The sequence below is a fragment of the Nonomuraea sp. NPDC050227 genome (genome assembly GCF_044459705.1).
Taxonomy (GTDB): domain Bacteria; phylum Actinomycetota; class Actinomycetes; order Streptosporangiales; family Streptosporangiaceae; genus Nonomuraea.
The window spans coordinates 930,096-944,253 of record NZ_JBITJF010000002.1 but is presented as its reverse complement, the minus strand read 5'-3'; the positions used below and the strand labels follow the sequence as shown (position 1 = coordinate 944,253).

Below are 14,158 nucleotides of genomic sequence, written 5' to 3'. Positions count from 1 at the left end.
TGGAAAGGAGGTTAACTAATTCTGCATGGTGCTGTCCCTCCCCAGGAGGACACACCCGGGTCCCACAAGGGCTCGCGTCGCCATGAGCGCTCAGCCAGTGGCCCATCACCGAATGTCGGACAAGTAATCGACCTCCGGCGGCGAACCCCGAACTGGATCGAAGCAGAGTCGCCGCAAACGCCAGTGCCACGCACCGGCACGCATCCCCGGCAGAACTCAGCGACGAGTACGTCACGAAGATCGCCCAAGCCGTCGCAGCCGAAACCGAGGCCAGGGCCATGGCCGAACGCCCCAGGCAGCGGCGCCGCGAGTGGATGCTCCTCATCGTCGGCCTCGTCGCCGGGGGGCTCCTCTCCATCCCGATCGGCATCTGGATCAACCTGATCACCTGAAAGCCCCTTACCCGGCTCGCACCTTCGACGACTAAGCCGCGAATCCTCCAGCCCTTCGCGGCCTACTGTGTACCCCAGCCGCACCGAGGCGAAGACCAGCGGGGAGAACCTCGGCATGGCACGACGGTGGGAGTACAAGATCGCTACGTTGAAAGACCCAGACGTGGAGAAGCAGCTCAACGAACTGGGCCAACAAGGGTGGGAACTCGTCCACATGAAGTACCAGAGCGCGGAAGCCTTCGGCAGGACCTTCACCTGCTGGTACTGGTGCGTCTTCAAGAGACACGGAATCAGCTAACAGCAGGCGCGCGGCCTCCACGGTTACACCGGCGCTGCCGCATCCGCTTCTCCACCTGGAGCAGCTCCGCCACCCGCACAAACCGAGATTGCCGAGCAGTTCGACCGCGCGCGGGACGAACCGGCACATGAGGCAGCGCCGAGGCTTGGTCACATCACGGCTGGTTCCGCCAACGGTGTCCTCCTGGCCCGGTCCTCGTCTGTCTTCTTGGCTCGTGGCGCTCACGCACGCGCCGGACGGTCACGAGCGAGCAGCGCCGACTCTTCCGCCAGGTTCAGGCCGACACACTCGTCCGGTCGAGGAACCGTTGCAGGCCGGTCCGCACGCCGTCGGTGGGCACGGTGGCGGCGAAGCTCGCCGCCTCGACCGCCAGGCCCTCGTCGATCGGCAGGTTGATCCCGCGGGTCACCGCGCGCAGACACGCCGCGACGGCCGTCGGCGCGTGCCGGATGATCCGCGCGGCCAAGTCCCGTGCGGCGTCGAGGAGCTCGTCTGCCGGTACGACGGTGTTGACCATGCCCAGCTCGGCGGCTCGGGCGGCCGGGATCGGGTCGCCGGTCAGGATCATCTCCAGGCCCCGCTTACGACCGACGTGTCGCGGCAGGCGCTGGGAACCGCCAAAGGGGGGCGGGAACCCGAGGGTGATCTCGGGTTTGGCGAAGGCGGCGTGCTCGGCTGCGATCGCCAGCGGAGCGGCCTCGGTGATCTCGCAGCCGGCGCCGTAAGCGAGACCGTTGACCGCGACGATCACGGGCTTGGGAAACTCCTCGATCCGCCGCGTCAGCCCGTGACCGCGGCGCACGATCTCGCGCAGCGCACGTTCGGGTCCTCCTGCGATGCTGGAGGCCAGCGAAGGGATGTCCGCGCCCGCGCTGAACGCCTTGCGCCCGGCGCCGGTCAGGATGACCGCCCGGATGCTGTCGTCGGAGTCGATGAGGTCGAGCTGCGCGAGGAGCGCGTCAATCGTCGGGTAGTCCAGGGCGTTGAGCTTCTGCTCTCGATCGATGGTGACTACCACTATCTGGTCTTCTCGCTCGATGCGCACGGTCATGCCGGGGTGCTCCGTTTCCTCTGGGTTCGACCTTCTGAGGCTACGAGCACCCATCTAGGACGATCCAATAATCGTCCTAGATACAATGGGGCGGTCCCAACGGGTTCTGCAAGGGGCAGCAGGTGTGCCATGGGACCGTCGTCCTACAAGGCCGTTGTTCACGAGTTCGCGTCAGCCATCCGCTCTGGCGCGATTCCGACCGGTGCCCGGCTTCCGACCCACCGCGCTCTCGCGCGCGAGCGGGGGATGGCGCTGGCCACGGCCACCCGGGTCTACGCCGAGCTCGCCGCCTTGGGCCTGGTCGTGGGAGAGCCGGGCCGGGGAACGTTCGTTCGAGTGCGGTCCGGCTACGACGGGCTCGAACCGTCGCGCACTCTGCCGGTGCCCCGGGTGGCGGACCTGTCGTTCAACCAGCCCCTGGCCCCCGGGCAGGCCGACCTGCTGCGGCAGGCCCTGCGCACGATGGCGGTGTCGGGAGACGTCGAGGCGCTGCTGCGCCAGCACCCGCCGGGCGGACACCGGCACGACCGGGCGGCCGTGGCCACTTACCTGCTGGGGCGGGGGATCGACACGGTGCCGCGCAACGTCCTGCTGACGAGCGGGACCCAGCAGGCGCTCGACATCGTGCTGCACACCCTCACCCGACCCGGCGACGTCCTCGCCGTCGACGCGCTCAGCTACCCGGGTATCAAGCTCCTCGCCTCGGCACACGGCCTCGACCTGGCCCCCATCCCGGTCACGGCCACGGGACCGGACCTCGACGCGCTCGATCAGCTGTGCTGCGCCCGGCCCGTCCGCGCGATCTACACGATGCCCACCGTGCACAACCCGCTCGGCTGGGTGCTCGACCGACAGCAGCGCGACCGGCTGGCCGCCCTCGCCCACTCACACAACTGCCTGATCATCGAGGACGGCACCTACGCCTTCCTCGAAGCCTCACCGCCACCGCCGCTCCAGGCCCTCGCGCCCGAACGCACCTGCTACGTCGCCGGCCTGTCCAAGAACGTGGCACCCGGCCTGCGCTTCGGCTTCGCTGTGCTGCCCGAGCGCCATTTGGAGGCGGCCACGAGCGGTCTTCGTGCCGCGGCTTGGGGAGCCCCGGGTGTCGTCACCGCGCTCGCCACCCGCTGGATCGCCGACGGAACCGTCACGCGCCTGGAGCAAGACCGCCGCGAGGACGCAGCCGCCCGGCAGCACATCGCCCGCGCCGCGCTCGCCGGCCTGGACCTCACGGCACACCCGGTCTCATACATCGTGTGGCTCGGCCTGGAGTCGCACCAGCGCCCCGATCACGTCGCGGCCGTGCTCGCGGAGAAAGGCATCCTGGTATCCACCGCAGACGCCTTCGCCACCGGCCCCCACCGTCCCCAGGCACTCCGGCTGGCACTGGCCACACCGCCCCGGGACGAGCTCGGGGCCGCGTTGCGCTGCCTGAAGGACGCGATCGAGACCATCCCCCCATGACACATGCCGACAGGAGCCGCGCCCCGGGCCGCCGGGTTCCGCGCCGGTACCGGCTCTGCGGATGCATGCGTTCTTGACCGATCTCAGGTGACGAGCCGACATTGGAACGCCTTGCCGATCAATCCAGGCTGAGTGACGAGCCCCTGGGTCGACGCGGCCACGGCCGACGCCCGCGACGCTGACCGCCGCGCTCACGACCCCGTCCTCGAACGTCGGCGCCGTCGCCACCTGCCGCTCGGCCGGGTTCGACGAACGAGAGCCGACCCGCGACCGCTGCCACGACAGCTGATGCCCTACCAGGCTGTCTACGCGTCGACGGCCTGGTAGACGGTGGTCCAGAAATCGTGGATGAGCCGCGCCGGGTCGGGCACCGACAGCCCGACCTGGGTCAGCACGGACGGTTCCGCCCCCACCGGCTGGTACGCCGAGTCCGGGACGGCGGTGGGCGCCACCTGCACCAGCCTGCTCTCCTCGGGCGACGGGACCCGGACCTTCCGCTGGAGCTCCGGAGAGCACAGCACGTTCGCCTACCACCGGGTCGTGAACCGGGTCGCCGGCTACATCCAGGTCATCGCCACCGGCTCGATCCAGGACGGCAGGTACCAGGGCCTGCCCGCCATCTCGCAGGGCCTCGGGCTCCAGCCCGACCCGCTCGCCTGCGCCGGCGGTGGCGTCACGCGGCTCACCGCGCCCGGAACCCTCACGATCGGCATCTGACGGGCGGCGTCTGACGGGCTGCTTCCGCGCACGCCCTTCCTGCGTGGATGGGCGTGCGCGACAGCAGCCGCAGGACGCTTCGCGGCGGGGTTCAGTCAGTCGGGGTGCTCGAAGCGGGGTTCTCCTTGAGCCGCATGCACTCCTCGTAGTAGAGAAGCGCCTCGTTGGCGGCCTTCTCAGGGCTCCAGCCCCGGGCGACGAGGGCCTGGTAGTTGTGGTTGTAGATCTGGTAGCAGTCGGTCCGGCTGTCGGCCTGGGCGGCAACGGCGGCGGGGACCACCCAGGCGGCGGCCAGGAGCGTGGCGATGACGAGGCGGCGTGCGTGACGCATGGCGATCCTTCCTGTTACTTGGTTCCCCAGCCGGGCGAGTGGCAGGCGGGTCCGTTCGGTCCGGTGTTGCACGACTTGCCTTCGGTGGCCTGGGCCGGCAGGGACAGCGCCCCCACTGTGGCCGCGGCCAGCAGCGCGACGGTGATGACGGGACGAAGACGGGTCACATGGGCTCCTGCGGTGAGGTCGCGACGTACGCGAGATGCTTCCGTGACGGCCGCCGGATGCCCCGATGATCTCCGGGGCCGCACTGCGATTGTCGGACGCCGGCGGCGGCCCCGGCTCCTCCCCGAGGCCGGTCCCTCCGGCCACAGGGAGGACGACAACCACGGCCGCCCGACGCCTCGAGAACCGGCGCCCCAGGAGCCGACGCCTCAGGAACCGGTGTTGAGGAGTTTGCCGAGGAGGGCGGTGAGCTGGTCGCGCTCCTGCGGCGTGAGGGACTGGAAGGTGTCGTCGAGGAAGGCCGGGATCGCGGCCTGCGCCTCGGCCAGCCGCCGCCGCCCCGGGTCGGTGATGGTGACGGCGTAGGAGCGGCGGTCGCGGGGGTTGCGTTCGCGGCGTACGTGGCCCGCCCGCTCCAGGTCGTCGCAGACGCTGACCATGACGCTGCGGTCGATGCGCAGCTCCTCGCTGAGCGTCTGTTGCGAGCAGGGGCCGACGGCGTCGAGCATCTGGAGCACGAGCTGCTGGCCGACGCCGAGCCCCTGCGTGGTGGCGTGGGCGTCGGCGGCGCGCGCCACGGCGGCCGAGGCCCGGCACAACGCGATGTCCAGCCGCTCGGCGGCCAGCCGCGGGAAGTACGCCTGGCGTGCGCGGTCGCCTGTCCTGGTGGTGGTCGCCATGGATCCCCCTCTTCGCTCCGACGCCGAGTCTAACGCAAACCATCTCACCTCCAATCGTTTGACAGCAGATGATTTGTAGCCGTACGGTCCCAATCGTCTGTCAGCAAATTGTTTGTACTCAGATGGAGAGTGGACGTGGCACGGACTGAGCGCGTCGCACGGACGGCCCTGGTGGTGTTGTGCGCGGCGGTGTTCCTGGACTCGATGGACCTGTCCCTGATGGGCGTGGCCCTGCTGTCGCTCATCACCACCACCTTCGCCGAGGGCGCGCCGCGCAACCGGGCGCTCGGGGTCTACTCGCTGGCCGGGGCCACCGGCTACACCGCCGGGCTGATCGCCTCCGGCCTGCTGGCGGAGATCAGCTGGCGGCTGGTGTTCTTCCTGCCCGTGCCGGTCGCGGCGCTGGTGCTGGCCGCGGCGCCGCTGGCACTGCCGCGCGACGTCCGGCCGCAGCGGGCGCGCGGCGGGTTCGACGCCGCCGGGGCGGTCGCGGTCACCGGGGGCGTGCTGCTGCTGGTGTTCGCGCTGACCGAGCGGAACTGGCCGGCCGGTGTGGTGGCCGTGGCGCTGCTCGGCGGTTTCGTGCTCATCCAACGCGGGCGGCCCAGCCCGCTCGTCCCGCTGGAGGTGTTCAGGTCCGGGACGGTGGGCGCCGCCAACCTCGCCGCGCTGACCTGGGCGTGCGCGACCATCGGCTGGCAGTTCGTCACCGTCCTGTACCTGCAGCAGGTGCTCGGCTACACCGCGCTGGCCACCGGGCTCGGGATCGTCCCGATGGGCCTGGCCATCGTCGTCACGGCCAACCTGGCCGGCCGGCTGATCAGCCGCTGGGGGCTGGGACGGGTGGCCGCCGCCGGGATGCTCGTCCAGGGGGCGGGCATCCTGCTGTTCCTGCGGGCCGGGGTCACCGGCGACTACCTCACGGTGCTGATGCCCGCGCTGGTCGTGCACGGCGTCGGCAACGGGCTGTCCTTCCCCAGCCTCAACATCGCCGCCGTCGCCGGCCTGCCCGACGCGCGGCAGGGGCTGGCCTCGGGGCTGGTCACGTCCTCCGTCCAGATCGGGGCGGGGGTCGGGGTGGCGGTGCTGGCCGCCGTCCTGCCGCTGGGCGGGTCGCCGCTGGCCGGTTACCGGCTCGCGTTCCTGGTGGCGGGCGGGTTCTCGCTGCTGGGGGCCCTGGTCGCCGCCTACGGGCTGCGCGCCCGCCGTCCCGCCGCCGTACCGATCGACTGAAAGGACACCTGCCATGACACTGGATCTCACGCCCGACGAGTTGCTGAGCACCACCCGCGCCGTGCGCAAACGCCTCGACTTCACCCGTCCGGTGCCCCGCGAGCTGATCGAGCAGTGCGTGGACCTGGCCGTACAGGCGCCCACCGGACGCAACCGGCAGCGCTGGCACTTCCTCGTCGTCACCGAGCCCGAGCAGCGGCGGGCCGTGGCCGACCTCTTCCTGCGCTCCCTGTCGCGGGCCACCGGGCAGCCGCTGAGCGAGCGCGACCTGTGGCGCATGAACTACCACCGCGGCTCCACCGAGCGGGTCTTCGACGGGCTGCGTCACCTGGCCGCCAACATCCACCGGGTGCCCGCGTTCGTCATCCCGGGCGTCGAGGGGCGCACCGACCGCGCCACGGTGGAGGCGCAGGCGGGGGCTTGGGGGTCGATCCTGCCGGCGGTGTGGAGTTTCATGCTGGCCGCGCGGGCCCGCGGCCTCGGCACGGTGTGGACGACCGCGCAGGCGCCCCTCGAACGGGAGCTCGCCCAGGTTCTCGGGGTGCCGTACGAGAAGGTGATGCTGGCCGCGTTCATCCCGCTGGCCTTCACCATCGGCACCGAGTTCAGGCCCGCTCCCCGCATCCCGCGCGAGGAGGTCCTGCACTGGGACCGCTGGTGAGAGCCCGTTCCGGCCCTACCGGCCGGTCACGAGGGCGGCGATCTCGCGGTGGACCGCCGCGCCGCCCGTCCGGTACAGCGCGAGCACGTCGGGGTCGGCGACGGCCCTGGCGAGAAAGGCGTGCCCGGAGCCGCCTTCCGCGGCAGGCGGCTCGGCCACTTCCGCGACCCGTCCGCGTTCGCGCGCTACCGCACCGCCCACGACCAGGCCATGGCGCAGCTGCCCGAGCCCGCCGAGACCCACGACGTGACCACCGGCTTCGGCACCGTCCGGGTGCACCTCCTCGGGGTGTCCATCGGCGGGTGGAGCGCCTTCCAGCTCGCCATGCGCGCCCCGGACAAGATCGCCTCGGTGAGCCTGCTCGACCCCGCGATCACGTTCGGCCGGATCACCTGGAAGGTCGTCATCGTCTCGCTGGGGTCGGTGGTGCCGTCCTTCCCCGAGTCGTGGCGCCGCAAGCTGCTGAGCTGGATCTCCGGCGGAGCCGACGCCTCCGGCGATGAGCCCATCGCCAACCTGATCTCGGCGGGCATGCGGGACTTCACCTCCTTCCTGCCGCCGCCGTCGTACCCAGCCGACGACCAGGTGGCCGGCGTCGAGGCGCCGGTGCTCGCCCTGATCGCCGGGCGCAGCATCATCCACGATCCGGGCAAGGCCGGGCAGCGCGCCCGCCGGCTGCTCTCCCACGGCGTCGTCGAACTGTGGCCGGACGCCTCCCACGCCAGCAACGGCGAGTTCCCCGAACGGGTCAACTCCCGGATCCTGACCTTCATCGACGAGCTCGACCGCACTGCCGGCGCACCCCGCGCGGGCCAGGGCTGAGACCGGGACGCGCCGAAGGATCACGCGGCCGCTCGTATCAGGGACTGACCGTAGCCGCTCGGGGACAGGGCAGAGCACCCGCGCGCGGTGCGGTGATCAGGAGAAGAGGCCGCCATGCCGATCGACTACACCTACGAGCGATTCGAGGACTTAGAGCTGCCGCATCCCCTGACCGCGGAGGCCGCCACGTCGGCGGCCAGGCAGAACGGCCTCGCCGCCGCCGACGTCGTGTTCAGGGCCGGCGGCGGGACCGACGCCGAGCGCAACGCGCTGACCTGGCTGCTGGCGACCTACGTCCCGCAGCCGTACGCGACGAGGACCAACCACCAGATCCTGCCCCTCACCGCCGCGTCCGTCGGGCAGGTGGTCCTCGCCTACGGGGCGGGCAAGCGAGCCACCGCGACCCTGGTCGGGCGCGGCCTGCCGACCGGCCCCGAGCCGCCGCACCGCGACCCGGCCCAGCTCGGGCAGTGGCTCAAGGACACCTACGCCCTCGCCGCGATCTCCGGCGCGTGGAGCGCCGACCAGCTGGCCAAGCTGTACGAGGCGCTGCGCCGCGTCCCGGCCGCCGACCATCCGGCGCTGCGCGGCGTCGAGATCCAGCGGGTGAACGTCCTGCGGTCCGACGACGGCCACAACAAGGGCAGTTTCAGCTACGACCGAGGCCCCTGGACCGGTTCGCCCGGCATGCTCAAACTGGCGGACGCGATCTTCGAGGAGGACGACATCGGCTTCTACGGCGGCCTCACCTCGCCCGCCTGCCCACCGAGCGTACGCGGCATCCTGCACGAGGTCGGCCACGCCGTGGAGAGCGTGGCGTGCCGGTACGACTCCCGCGACAACGCGGCCCGGGTCGTCGAGAGCATCGGCGGGCCGCGCTACCCAGCTCCGCAGCGCGTCCCGGAGAACCGGGTGACCGACGCCATCCAGCTCCGGACCGACAACAAGGCGCTGAACGAGCTCGCCACCGGCCTGGCGAGCGGCGCCCCCATCACGCAGTTCAACGCCCTGGCCGACACGATCGAGAAGCTCCAGGGATGGATCACGGCCGCCCGGGACGGGACCTACCAGCCGGAGGAGGCGTTCGCCGAGGTCAAGGCCGAGGTGACCGGGACGCTCACGCTCGACCAGTGGCGGAGTTACCGGCAGGAGATCGTGCGATGGTGCGACGCGCAGATCTCCGAGGCCCGGTGGCGGCGGACCTACGTGACGCCGCAGGGCCGGCCGATCACCCCGTGCCTGCGGGACTTCGTCCAGTTCGTGCACAACGGCGGCGTGGCCAGGAACCTCACGACGTACGCGGAGACGTCGTTCGGGGAGCTGTTCGCGGAGGCGTACTCGTTCTGGATCGCCGACCCCGACGCCGTGGCGCGGCACGACGCGCGGCTGCGCACGTACTTCGACGAGGGCCGATACCGCCAGGGGAACTGAGCTCGGATTCTGCCCAGCAGAGTTTGGGGTTCCTCATCGCGTTACGCCCGCACCATGGGTCCTATGAGCAGCCCACCCTCCCCGTACGGCTCCGCGCGGCCGACGGGCCGGACCAGCCCGCCGTCCCCCCGCGCTCGAAGAGCTCTACCGCGGCTTCGAGCGGGAACTGCTCGTGCCGCTGTGGACGGAGATCGGCGACCTGATGCCGGCGCATCCGCGCTCGCGCGCGGTGCCGCACCTGTGGCGCTGGGAGAATCTGCGGCGGCTCGCCGCCCAGGCCGGCGACCTGGTCCCGGTCGGCCGCGGCGGCGAGCGGCGGGCCGAGCGTCGAGAAAACCCTGGGCCGGGCACTCCCAGCCGACTACAAGATCCTTATTGACACCTACGGGCCCGGCAGCTTCTGGGATTTCCTACGCCTCTACCAGCCCACGCCACCACCGAATGGGTTGACCTCACCGGCCCCATGCCCACTGTGATCCGTGGCCCACTGTGATCCGTGGCCAACTGGAGGATGACCGCGCACCGGAGAAGAACGCCGTCCCCTACGACCCCCAGCACCTGTTCGCCGTAGGCGTCACCGACAACGGCGAATCCCTCTTCTGGATCATCGATCCTGAAGACAGCCCCGAGCAGTGGACCATGGCCGTCAACGAAGCCCGCGGGCCCCCGCTGGTTCATCTACGACGGAACCCTCACCCAGTTCCTCGCCGCCCTGCCGGCCAAGACCACCAGCGTCCCGATGTTCCCCGACGACCTTCAGACGCTGGGCTCCTTCTTCCGCCCCGATCCCTGAGCACCCAGGACCCACCGAACGAAGGTGGCGGGGGTGGCATCGTCAACTGGCGAGAGTCATGGCCAGAAGTCCCGCGGGACGCCGCGTTGATCGACAGCACCGGTCCGACCGTACGGCCACGCGCGCGCTCGGTCGCCCCCAGCGGAGGCTTGGAGGCACAACATGCCCCGCTGCAATTCCACGATGCTTGTCTACGCTGAGTCCCGGCCGTGTCCCCACATGCCGATCATTGAGCCGTCAGCTGGGCCCTTGGGCCTGCCTCGCCACTGCGGCGCGAAGCGTCACACCGAACTGGTCTGGTGCGTCCAGCCATGGATGGTGCCCCGCGTTGGGGATGATGATGGTTTCGCAGTTGAGGCGGGTTCCGAGACGTTGCAGAGCGTCAGCCGGGCGGCTGTCTCCGGCCCCGCCGATGATCATCGCGCCGGGTGGCAGACGCTCGCGAAGTTCGTCCACGTGTGCTTCGAGCGGGTCGGCTTTCTTCGCTGCGTTGAGCTGGGCGTTCATCGCGTAGTTGATGGGCCGCAGCGTGCGGGCTGAGGCCAGCGCCCAATCCCATGCCCGAGTTCGGTCGGCGTGATCAGTAAGCCACGACAGCGTGAGGTACTCGATCTCCTCGGCGTCGGTGCGCGGCTCGATCGCATCGAGTTCATCGAGCCTGGCCTGCTGCTCGTCAGTGCGTCGTGCTCGCTGTGCTGCTTGGTCGGCTTCCCGCCAGGGATCGAGGAAGGGGCCGGCGATCTGGATCAGTCCGGCCACGCGCTCGGGATGGGCCAGCAAGAAGTAGCCGGCCATGCTGGTTCCGAACGAATGCCCCACCAGAACAACCTGGTCGTGTCCCCACGCATCGAGCAGCAACGCCAAGTCGTCGACATGACGGGCGATCGTGTGCTTCCCCTCCCAGCACGAGCCACCGGTACCGCGCTGGTCGTAGCGGTGGACCAGGCACAGGTCGTCGATGATGCCGGCGACCGGGGCGAGGTAGTCGGGAACTCCTGGCCCGCCGTGCACCATGACCACGGGGAATCTCTGAGGGATGACCGAGCCCGTGGTCCACGTGCGTAGCTGCGTACCGTCATCCAACTCGATCATGGCCGCGGTCATGGACGTGAGTGTAAGGAGGAGTTGCTTCATGCGTCGGCTCATCACGGCAGCGGCACTCGCGCTCACCCTCACCGCCGGCATGACGCTCGCGGGAACAGGCCCAGCGCTAGCCGGGGAATGCACCCCATCGGAATGTGCGGCGAGGTCTGGAACCACACCAACTGGCTGATCCGGATCACCGACAACTGGGGCGGCGTCAACGACTCCCGCACCTGGCACTGGCTGAACCCGGGGCAGAGCGGCCACGACGAGAACGGAATCGGCCTCAAGGACGTCGACGGCTTCTACATTCCCACCAACTGCAAGTACACGACGCTGGACACTCCGTACGGCATCCTCATCCAGGGCCCCGGCTGGATCAAGATCCACGACTGGCAGTGGGTCGACATCACCAGAATGGAGTGCTAGACGAGTAAGTCCCAAGTCTGATCGGTGATTGGGCGGCGGGCCAGCCGGTTGCTCGGTCATGCCAGATGGCGGCCGTCAGCATCAGGATGCGCCCGCAGGTCACCCGGCGCGGCAGGGGGCCGACCAATGGAGACAGACGGGGAGCCGGCTTTTCGCATCCAGCACCACCCGATCACGCAACGGCTCCTCAAGCGGGACGACGCCCTCGCCAGATGCGCCAACGCCCAGGCACAGGCCGGCGCTGACGCGCTCCTGGACCTCAATTCCGAGGACCACGACGTCGGGCCGCTCGTCGGCCCGCAGGTGGACGGTCGGCCTCTCGTGGCTGTTGCAGAGGCCGTATTCATAGCTCACCCGCAGGGTGCGCTCGTCGAGCACCTCGAAGCCTGTGATGTCAGGGGGCAGGTGGTCGCCGACAGCGTCCTCGACGGTGCCGAGCGTGGCCCGGTCGACCGCAACGTGGTCGATCGGGCCGGGCAGGTTCGAGAAGTACAGCCGCCACGCCGGGACGGTGGCCATGCCGCGCAGGGTCCGCATGCGCATGGTCGTGAAGGTGGCAGCGGTCAGCTTGTACGCCCGATCGTCCTGGGCGGAGGCCTCCTCTTCGTAGGGGGACAGCGTGATCAGCGCCTGGCGCGCACTGATCACGGGGACCTGCATGGTGGAGCCGTCGTCCCAGCGGATCCGCGCCTTGTTCGGGGCCGCGGGCAGCGGGCCGGCCACGGCGAAGCCGTACTCCTCGTCACTGCCGATCTGCTTCTCCACGTCCTGCGGCATCTTGCTCAGGCCCTCCGTCGGGACGAAGCCGTCGCGCCAGATCTCTGCCGCGCCGCTGGTCCGCCAGGTCCAGACGGCACGGGCGGCGTGGTCATCGAAGGCGAGCTGTCCGATAAGGAGGTTCCCGCCGCTGACGAGCAGAGTCATTGTCAGGAGCGTCACGACCAATCGCAGCATCCGAAGATTATCGAGGGTTCCTGGGACCGACGATGGCCGGACTTAGGACGCGCACCCTGGCTGGCGGCACAGTCCGGCTTCGCGTTACCGGGCCCTGGTTGTGATCTCCTCCAGCCACCGCCGCGCCGCGGTGCAGCCGGTCTGCGTGGCCTGGCATTCCGGGCAGCGGCACCCGTACTGGCTGTAGGTCCATGGACAGCCGTGTCGCAGGGCGGGATCGCGGCCGTCCATCAAGGCCGAGTACAGCAGGTGCCGGAACTCCTCGTTCCAGCGGGCCCGCCCGTAGGCGACCTCGTCGGGCAGCCCGCGCTCTTCCATGGCAGTGGCCAGCGGGACGCCACGGGCCATCGCTTGGAGGACCTGTGCGCGCATGTCAACGGGGAACACGGCGTCCATGCTCTTGCGGCGCCAGATGATCGTCCGGTGCATACGCGCTCCTCAGGACCGTCGGTCTGCTCGTTGCTCCACTTAGCTTGGGTGCCTTGCGAGCGTCAGGCAGGTGAGACATGGGCACGCTCGACGTACGTGCCTTACAGATATCCAATGGATGTGAGACACGTGCGGGACGTTGGTCATGCGTCTCGAAACCGGGCGATGTCCCACTTGACGGGTCGACCGACGCGAGCGCGGTCGGCTCGCCACCGGCCCGGCCGTCGGCGCGCTGCACGCGGGCCAGGCTCGAACCGGTGAGGGCCTGCGAGCCGGCCTGGGTCAGCGGACTCCCTGGGGCGTCTAGCCCGAGGGCGTCATCAAACCCTTCAGACTCCTCCTGTAGGTCCGGGTCACGGTCTTTCCCATCAGCGCTGTCATTTCCAGCGTCGGAACCCGCCCTCGGAGTTGATCACCTGTCCGGTGATCCACGCCGCTTCGTCCGAGGCGAGCCAGCGGACCAGGCGAGCCACCTCCTCCGGCCGACCCCACCGGCCCGCGGGCAAGGCGCCGGCGAGCTGCCGGGTCAGTTCGGGGCTGGCCCACCCAGTATCAACCGGACCGGGATTGACGGTGTTGACGGTGATGCCGCGATCGACGAGCGCCTCGGAGAGACTGGCGGTCATCTGGTGGATCGCGCCCTTGCTGATCGCATACGGCAGCTCGGTCGGCATGGGGCCCAGGTGCTGGCCGGAGGTGAACAAGATCACCCGGCCGCCGGGGCGCTGATCATCGTGTTGAGCCGCGAACGCTTGAGTCAGCAGCACGCTGCCGCGAGCGTTCACCGCCCAGGCCAGGTCGAGCTCAGCCGCGGTCACCTGCTCCAGTGACTGCTTCGAGCTGCGGGCATGGTTCGCGATCAGCACGTCAACGTGCCCGAACCGCTGGACAGCCTGCTCGATCACCCACGCCGGCTTCAGCGGATCGGCGAAGTCGGCCTGGACATGCGCCAGCCGGTCGCCCAGGCCGCCCAATGCCTCAAGCACGCCGGCCATCCCCGCCGGGTCGCTGCCCCACGGCTGATCAGCGTCATGAGGTGTCCATGACTGCACCAGCACCCTGGCACCGGCGGCCAGCAGCTCCCGCGTCAGGGCGAACCCGATCCCGGCCTGCCGGCTCACGCCGGTCACCACCGCGACACGGCCGGCCAGAGGACCTCGCTGCGCGCTTGCGCGCTCTTCGACGGGCATCTGGAGATGATCGCTGGTCCGGCTGAACGCCACCA

General features: G+C 70.0%; 15 protein-coding genes and 1 pseudogene. 8 read left to right on the top strand and 8 right to left on the bottom strand.

Translation table 11 applies throughout. The annotated features are described in order from the left end of the window. Positions 1 to 964 precede the first annotated feature (964 nt). Positions 965 to 1,741 carry an enoyl-CoA hydratase-related protein gene (locus tag ACIBK9_RS11715; protein WP_397157311.1) on the bottom strand — a complete coding sequence of 259 codons (777 nt, stop codon included), beginning with the start codon at positions 1,739 to 1,741 and terminating at the stop codon, positions 965 to 967. 129 nt (positions 1,742 to 1,870) lie between these two features. On the opposite strand from ACIBK9_RS11715, the gene ACIBK9_RS11710 reads away from it, so the two are divergent. Further along, positions 1,871 to 3,205 (top strand): PLP-dependent aminotransferase family protein, encoded by a 1,335-nt coding sequence (locus ACIBK9_RS11710; RefSeq protein ID WP_397157309.1) that lies wholly within the window; start codon positions 1,871 to 1,873, stop codon positions 3,203 to 3,205. Positions 3,206 to 3,553: 348 nt separating this feature from the next. After that, entirely contained in the window at positions 3,554 to 3,922 is a 369-nt protein-coding gene (locus ACIBK9_RS11705) for a hypothetical protein (protein WP_397157307.1), read from the top strand. Positions 3,923 to 4,013: 91 nt separating this feature from the next. Here the strand turns inward: ACIBK9_RS11705 and ACIBK9_RS11700 are convergent, their stop codons facing one another. From ACIBK9_RS11700 to ACIBK9_RS11690, 3 genes are all read right to left on the bottom strand, one after another. Continuing rightward, the gene (locus ACIBK9_RS11700; protein WP_397157302.1) at positions 4,014 to 4,253 is read right to left on the bottom strand and encodes a hypothetical protein; all 240 of its coding nucleotides are present in this window, start codon (positions 4,251 to 4,253) and stop codon (positions 4,014 to 4,016) included. Between the two features lie 14 nt (positions 4,254 to 4,267). Continuing rightward, positions 4,268 to 4,420: a hypothetical protein gene (locus tag ACIBK9_RS11695; RefSeq protein WP_352324543.1), complete on the bottom strand. Its 153-nt coding sequence runs from the start codon at positions 4,418 to 4,420 to the stop codon at positions 4,268 to 4,270. 207 nt (positions 4,421 to 4,627) lie between these two features. Beyond that, complete coding sequence (locus tag ACIBK9_RS11690; RefSeq protein WP_397157300.1) at positions 4,628 to 5,098, bottom strand: MarR family winged helix-turn-helix transcriptional regulator; 471 nt, start codon at positions 5,096 to 5,098, stop codon at positions 4,628 to 4,630. Between the two features lie 135 nt (positions 5,099 to 5,233). Between ACIBK9_RS11690 and ACIBK9_RS11685 the strand changes: the two genes are divergently transcribed. From ACIBK9_RS11685 to ACIBK9_RS11665, 5 genes and pseudogenes are all read left to right on the top strand, one after another. Then, positions 5,234 to 6,331 carry an MFS transporter gene (locus ACIBK9_RS11685; protein ID WP_397157298.1) on the top strand — a complete coding sequence of 366 codons (1,098 nt, stop codon included), beginning with the start codon at positions 5,234 to 5,236 and terminating at the stop codon, positions 6,329 to 6,331. Between the two features lie 13 nt (positions 6,332 to 6,344). Beyond that, positions 6,345 to 6,992: a nitroreductase family protein gene (locus tag ACIBK9_RS11680; protein ID WP_387649012.1), complete on the top strand. Its 648-nt coding sequence runs from the start codon at positions 6,345 to 6,347 to the stop codon at positions 6,990 to 6,992. Between the two features lie 48 nt (positions 6,993 to 7,040). Beyond that, on the top strand, positions 7,041 to 7,814 hold the full coding sequence (locus ACIBK9_RS11675) for an alpha/beta fold hydrolase (RefSeq protein WP_397157296.1): 774 nt from the start codon (positions 7,041 to 7,043) through the stop codon (positions 7,812 to 7,814). Between the two features lie 114 nt (positions 7,815 to 7,928). Next, positions 7,929 to 9,245 (top strand): hypothetical protein, encoded by a 1,317-nt coding sequence (locus ACIBK9_RS11670; protein WP_397157294.1) that lies wholly within the window; start codon positions 7,929 to 7,931, stop codon positions 9,243 to 9,245. Positions 9,246 to 9,280: 35 nt separating this feature from the next. Continuing rightward, positions 9,281 to 9,594: pseudogene (locus ACIBK9_RS11665) on the top strand (hypothetical protein); the annotation flags it as partial. 681 nt (positions 9,595 to 10,275) lie between these two features. Here the strand turns inward: ACIBK9_RS11665 and ACIBK9_RS11660 are convergent. Further along, on the bottom strand, positions 10,276 to 11,142 hold the full coding sequence (locus tag ACIBK9_RS11660) for an alpha/beta fold hydrolase (protein ID WP_397157292.1): 867 nt from the start codon (positions 11,140 to 11,142) through the stop codon (positions 10,276 to 10,278). A 117-nt stretch (positions 11,143 to 11,259) separates the two neighbouring features. Here ACIBK9_RS11660 and ACIBK9_RS11655 point away from each other — a divergent pair, with 117 nt between their 5' ends. Then, positions 11,260 to 11,550 (top strand): hypothetical protein, encoded by a 291-nt coding sequence (locus tag ACIBK9_RS11655; RefSeq protein ID WP_397157290.1) that lies wholly within the window; start codon positions 11,260 to 11,262, stop codon positions 11,548 to 11,550. Positions 11,551 to 11,649: 99 nt separating this feature from the next. On the opposite strand, the gene ACIBK9_RS11650 is transcribed toward ACIBK9_RS11655, so the two are convergent. The 3 genes from ACIBK9_RS11650 to ACIBK9_RS11640 all read right to left on the bottom strand — a co-directional run bounded on the left by ACIBK9_RS11650 (position 11,650) and on the right by ACIBK9_RS11640 (position 14,123). After that, complete coding sequence (locus ACIBK9_RS11650; protein WP_397157288.1) at positions 11,650 to 12,474, bottom strand: hypothetical protein; 825 nt, start codon at positions 12,472 to 12,474, stop codon at positions 11,650 to 11,652. 114 nt (positions 12,475 to 12,588) lie between these two features. Continuing rightward, the gene (locus ACIBK9_RS11645; RefSeq protein WP_397157286.1) at positions 12,589 to 12,933 is read right to left on the bottom strand and encodes a hypothetical protein; all 345 of its coding nucleotides are present in this window, start codon (positions 12,931 to 12,933) and stop codon (positions 12,589 to 12,591) included. 377 nt (positions 12,934 to 13,310) lie between these two features. Beyond that, positions 13,311 to 14,123: an SDR family oxidoreductase gene (locus tag ACIBK9_RS11640; RefSeq protein WP_397157284.1), complete on the bottom strand. Its 813-nt coding sequence runs from the start codon at positions 14,121 to 14,123 to the stop codon at positions 13,311 to 13,313. Between the last annotated feature and the right edge of the window lie 35 nt (positions 14,124 to 14,158).

Bases quoted from the DNA above. Each gene is read 5' to 3' on its own strand.
- ACIBK9_RS11655 (WP_397157290.1), top strand. From the start codon at position 11,260: ATGCACCCCATCGGAATGTGCGGCGAGGTCTGGAACCACACCAACTGG.
- ACIBK9_RS11710 (WP_397157309.1), top strand. From the start codon at position 1,871: ATGGGACCGTCGTCCTACAAGGCCGTTGTTCACGAGTTCGCGTCAGCC.
- ACIBK9_RS11680 (WP_387649012.1), top strand. From the start codon at position 6,345: ATGACACTGGATCTCACGCCCGACGAGTTGCTGAGCACCACCCGCGCC.
- ACIBK9_RS11715 (WP_397157311.1), bottom strand. From the start codon at position 1,741: ATGACCGTGCGCATCGAGCGAGAAGACCAGATAGTGGTAGTCACCATC.
- ACIBK9_RS11650 (WP_397157288.1), bottom strand. From the start codon at position 12,474: ATGACTCTGCTCGTCAGCGGCGGGAACCTCCTTATCGGACAGCTCGCC.
- ACIBK9_RS11705 (WP_397157307.1), top strand. From the start codon at position 3,554: ATGAGCCGCGCCGGGTCGGGCACCGACAGCCCGACCTGGGTCAGCACG.
- ACIBK9_RS11640 (WP_397157284.1), bottom strand. From the start codon at position 14,123: ATGCCCGTCGAAGAGCGCGCAAGCGCGCAGCGAGGTCCTCTGGCCGGC.
- ACIBK9_RS11645 (WP_397157286.1), bottom strand. From the start codon at position 12,933: ATGCACCGGACGATCATCTGGCGCCGCAAGAGCATGGACGCCGTGTTC.
- ACIBK9_RS11700 (WP_397157302.1), bottom strand. From the start codon at position 4,253: ATGCGTCACGCACGCCGCCTCGTCATCGCCACGCTCCTGGCCGCCGCC.
- ACIBK9_RS11660 (WP_397157292.1), bottom strand. From the start codon at position 11,142: ATGACCGCGGCCATGATCGAGTTGGATGACGGTACGCAGCTACGCACG.
- ACIBK9_RS11670 (WP_397157294.1), top strand. From the start codon at position 7,929: ATGCCGATCGACTACACCTACGAGCGATTCGAGGACTTAGAGCTGCCG.
- ACIBK9_RS11690 (WP_397157300.1), bottom strand. From the start codon at position 5,098: ATGGCGACCACCACCAGGACAGGCGACCGCGCACGCCAGGCGTACTTC.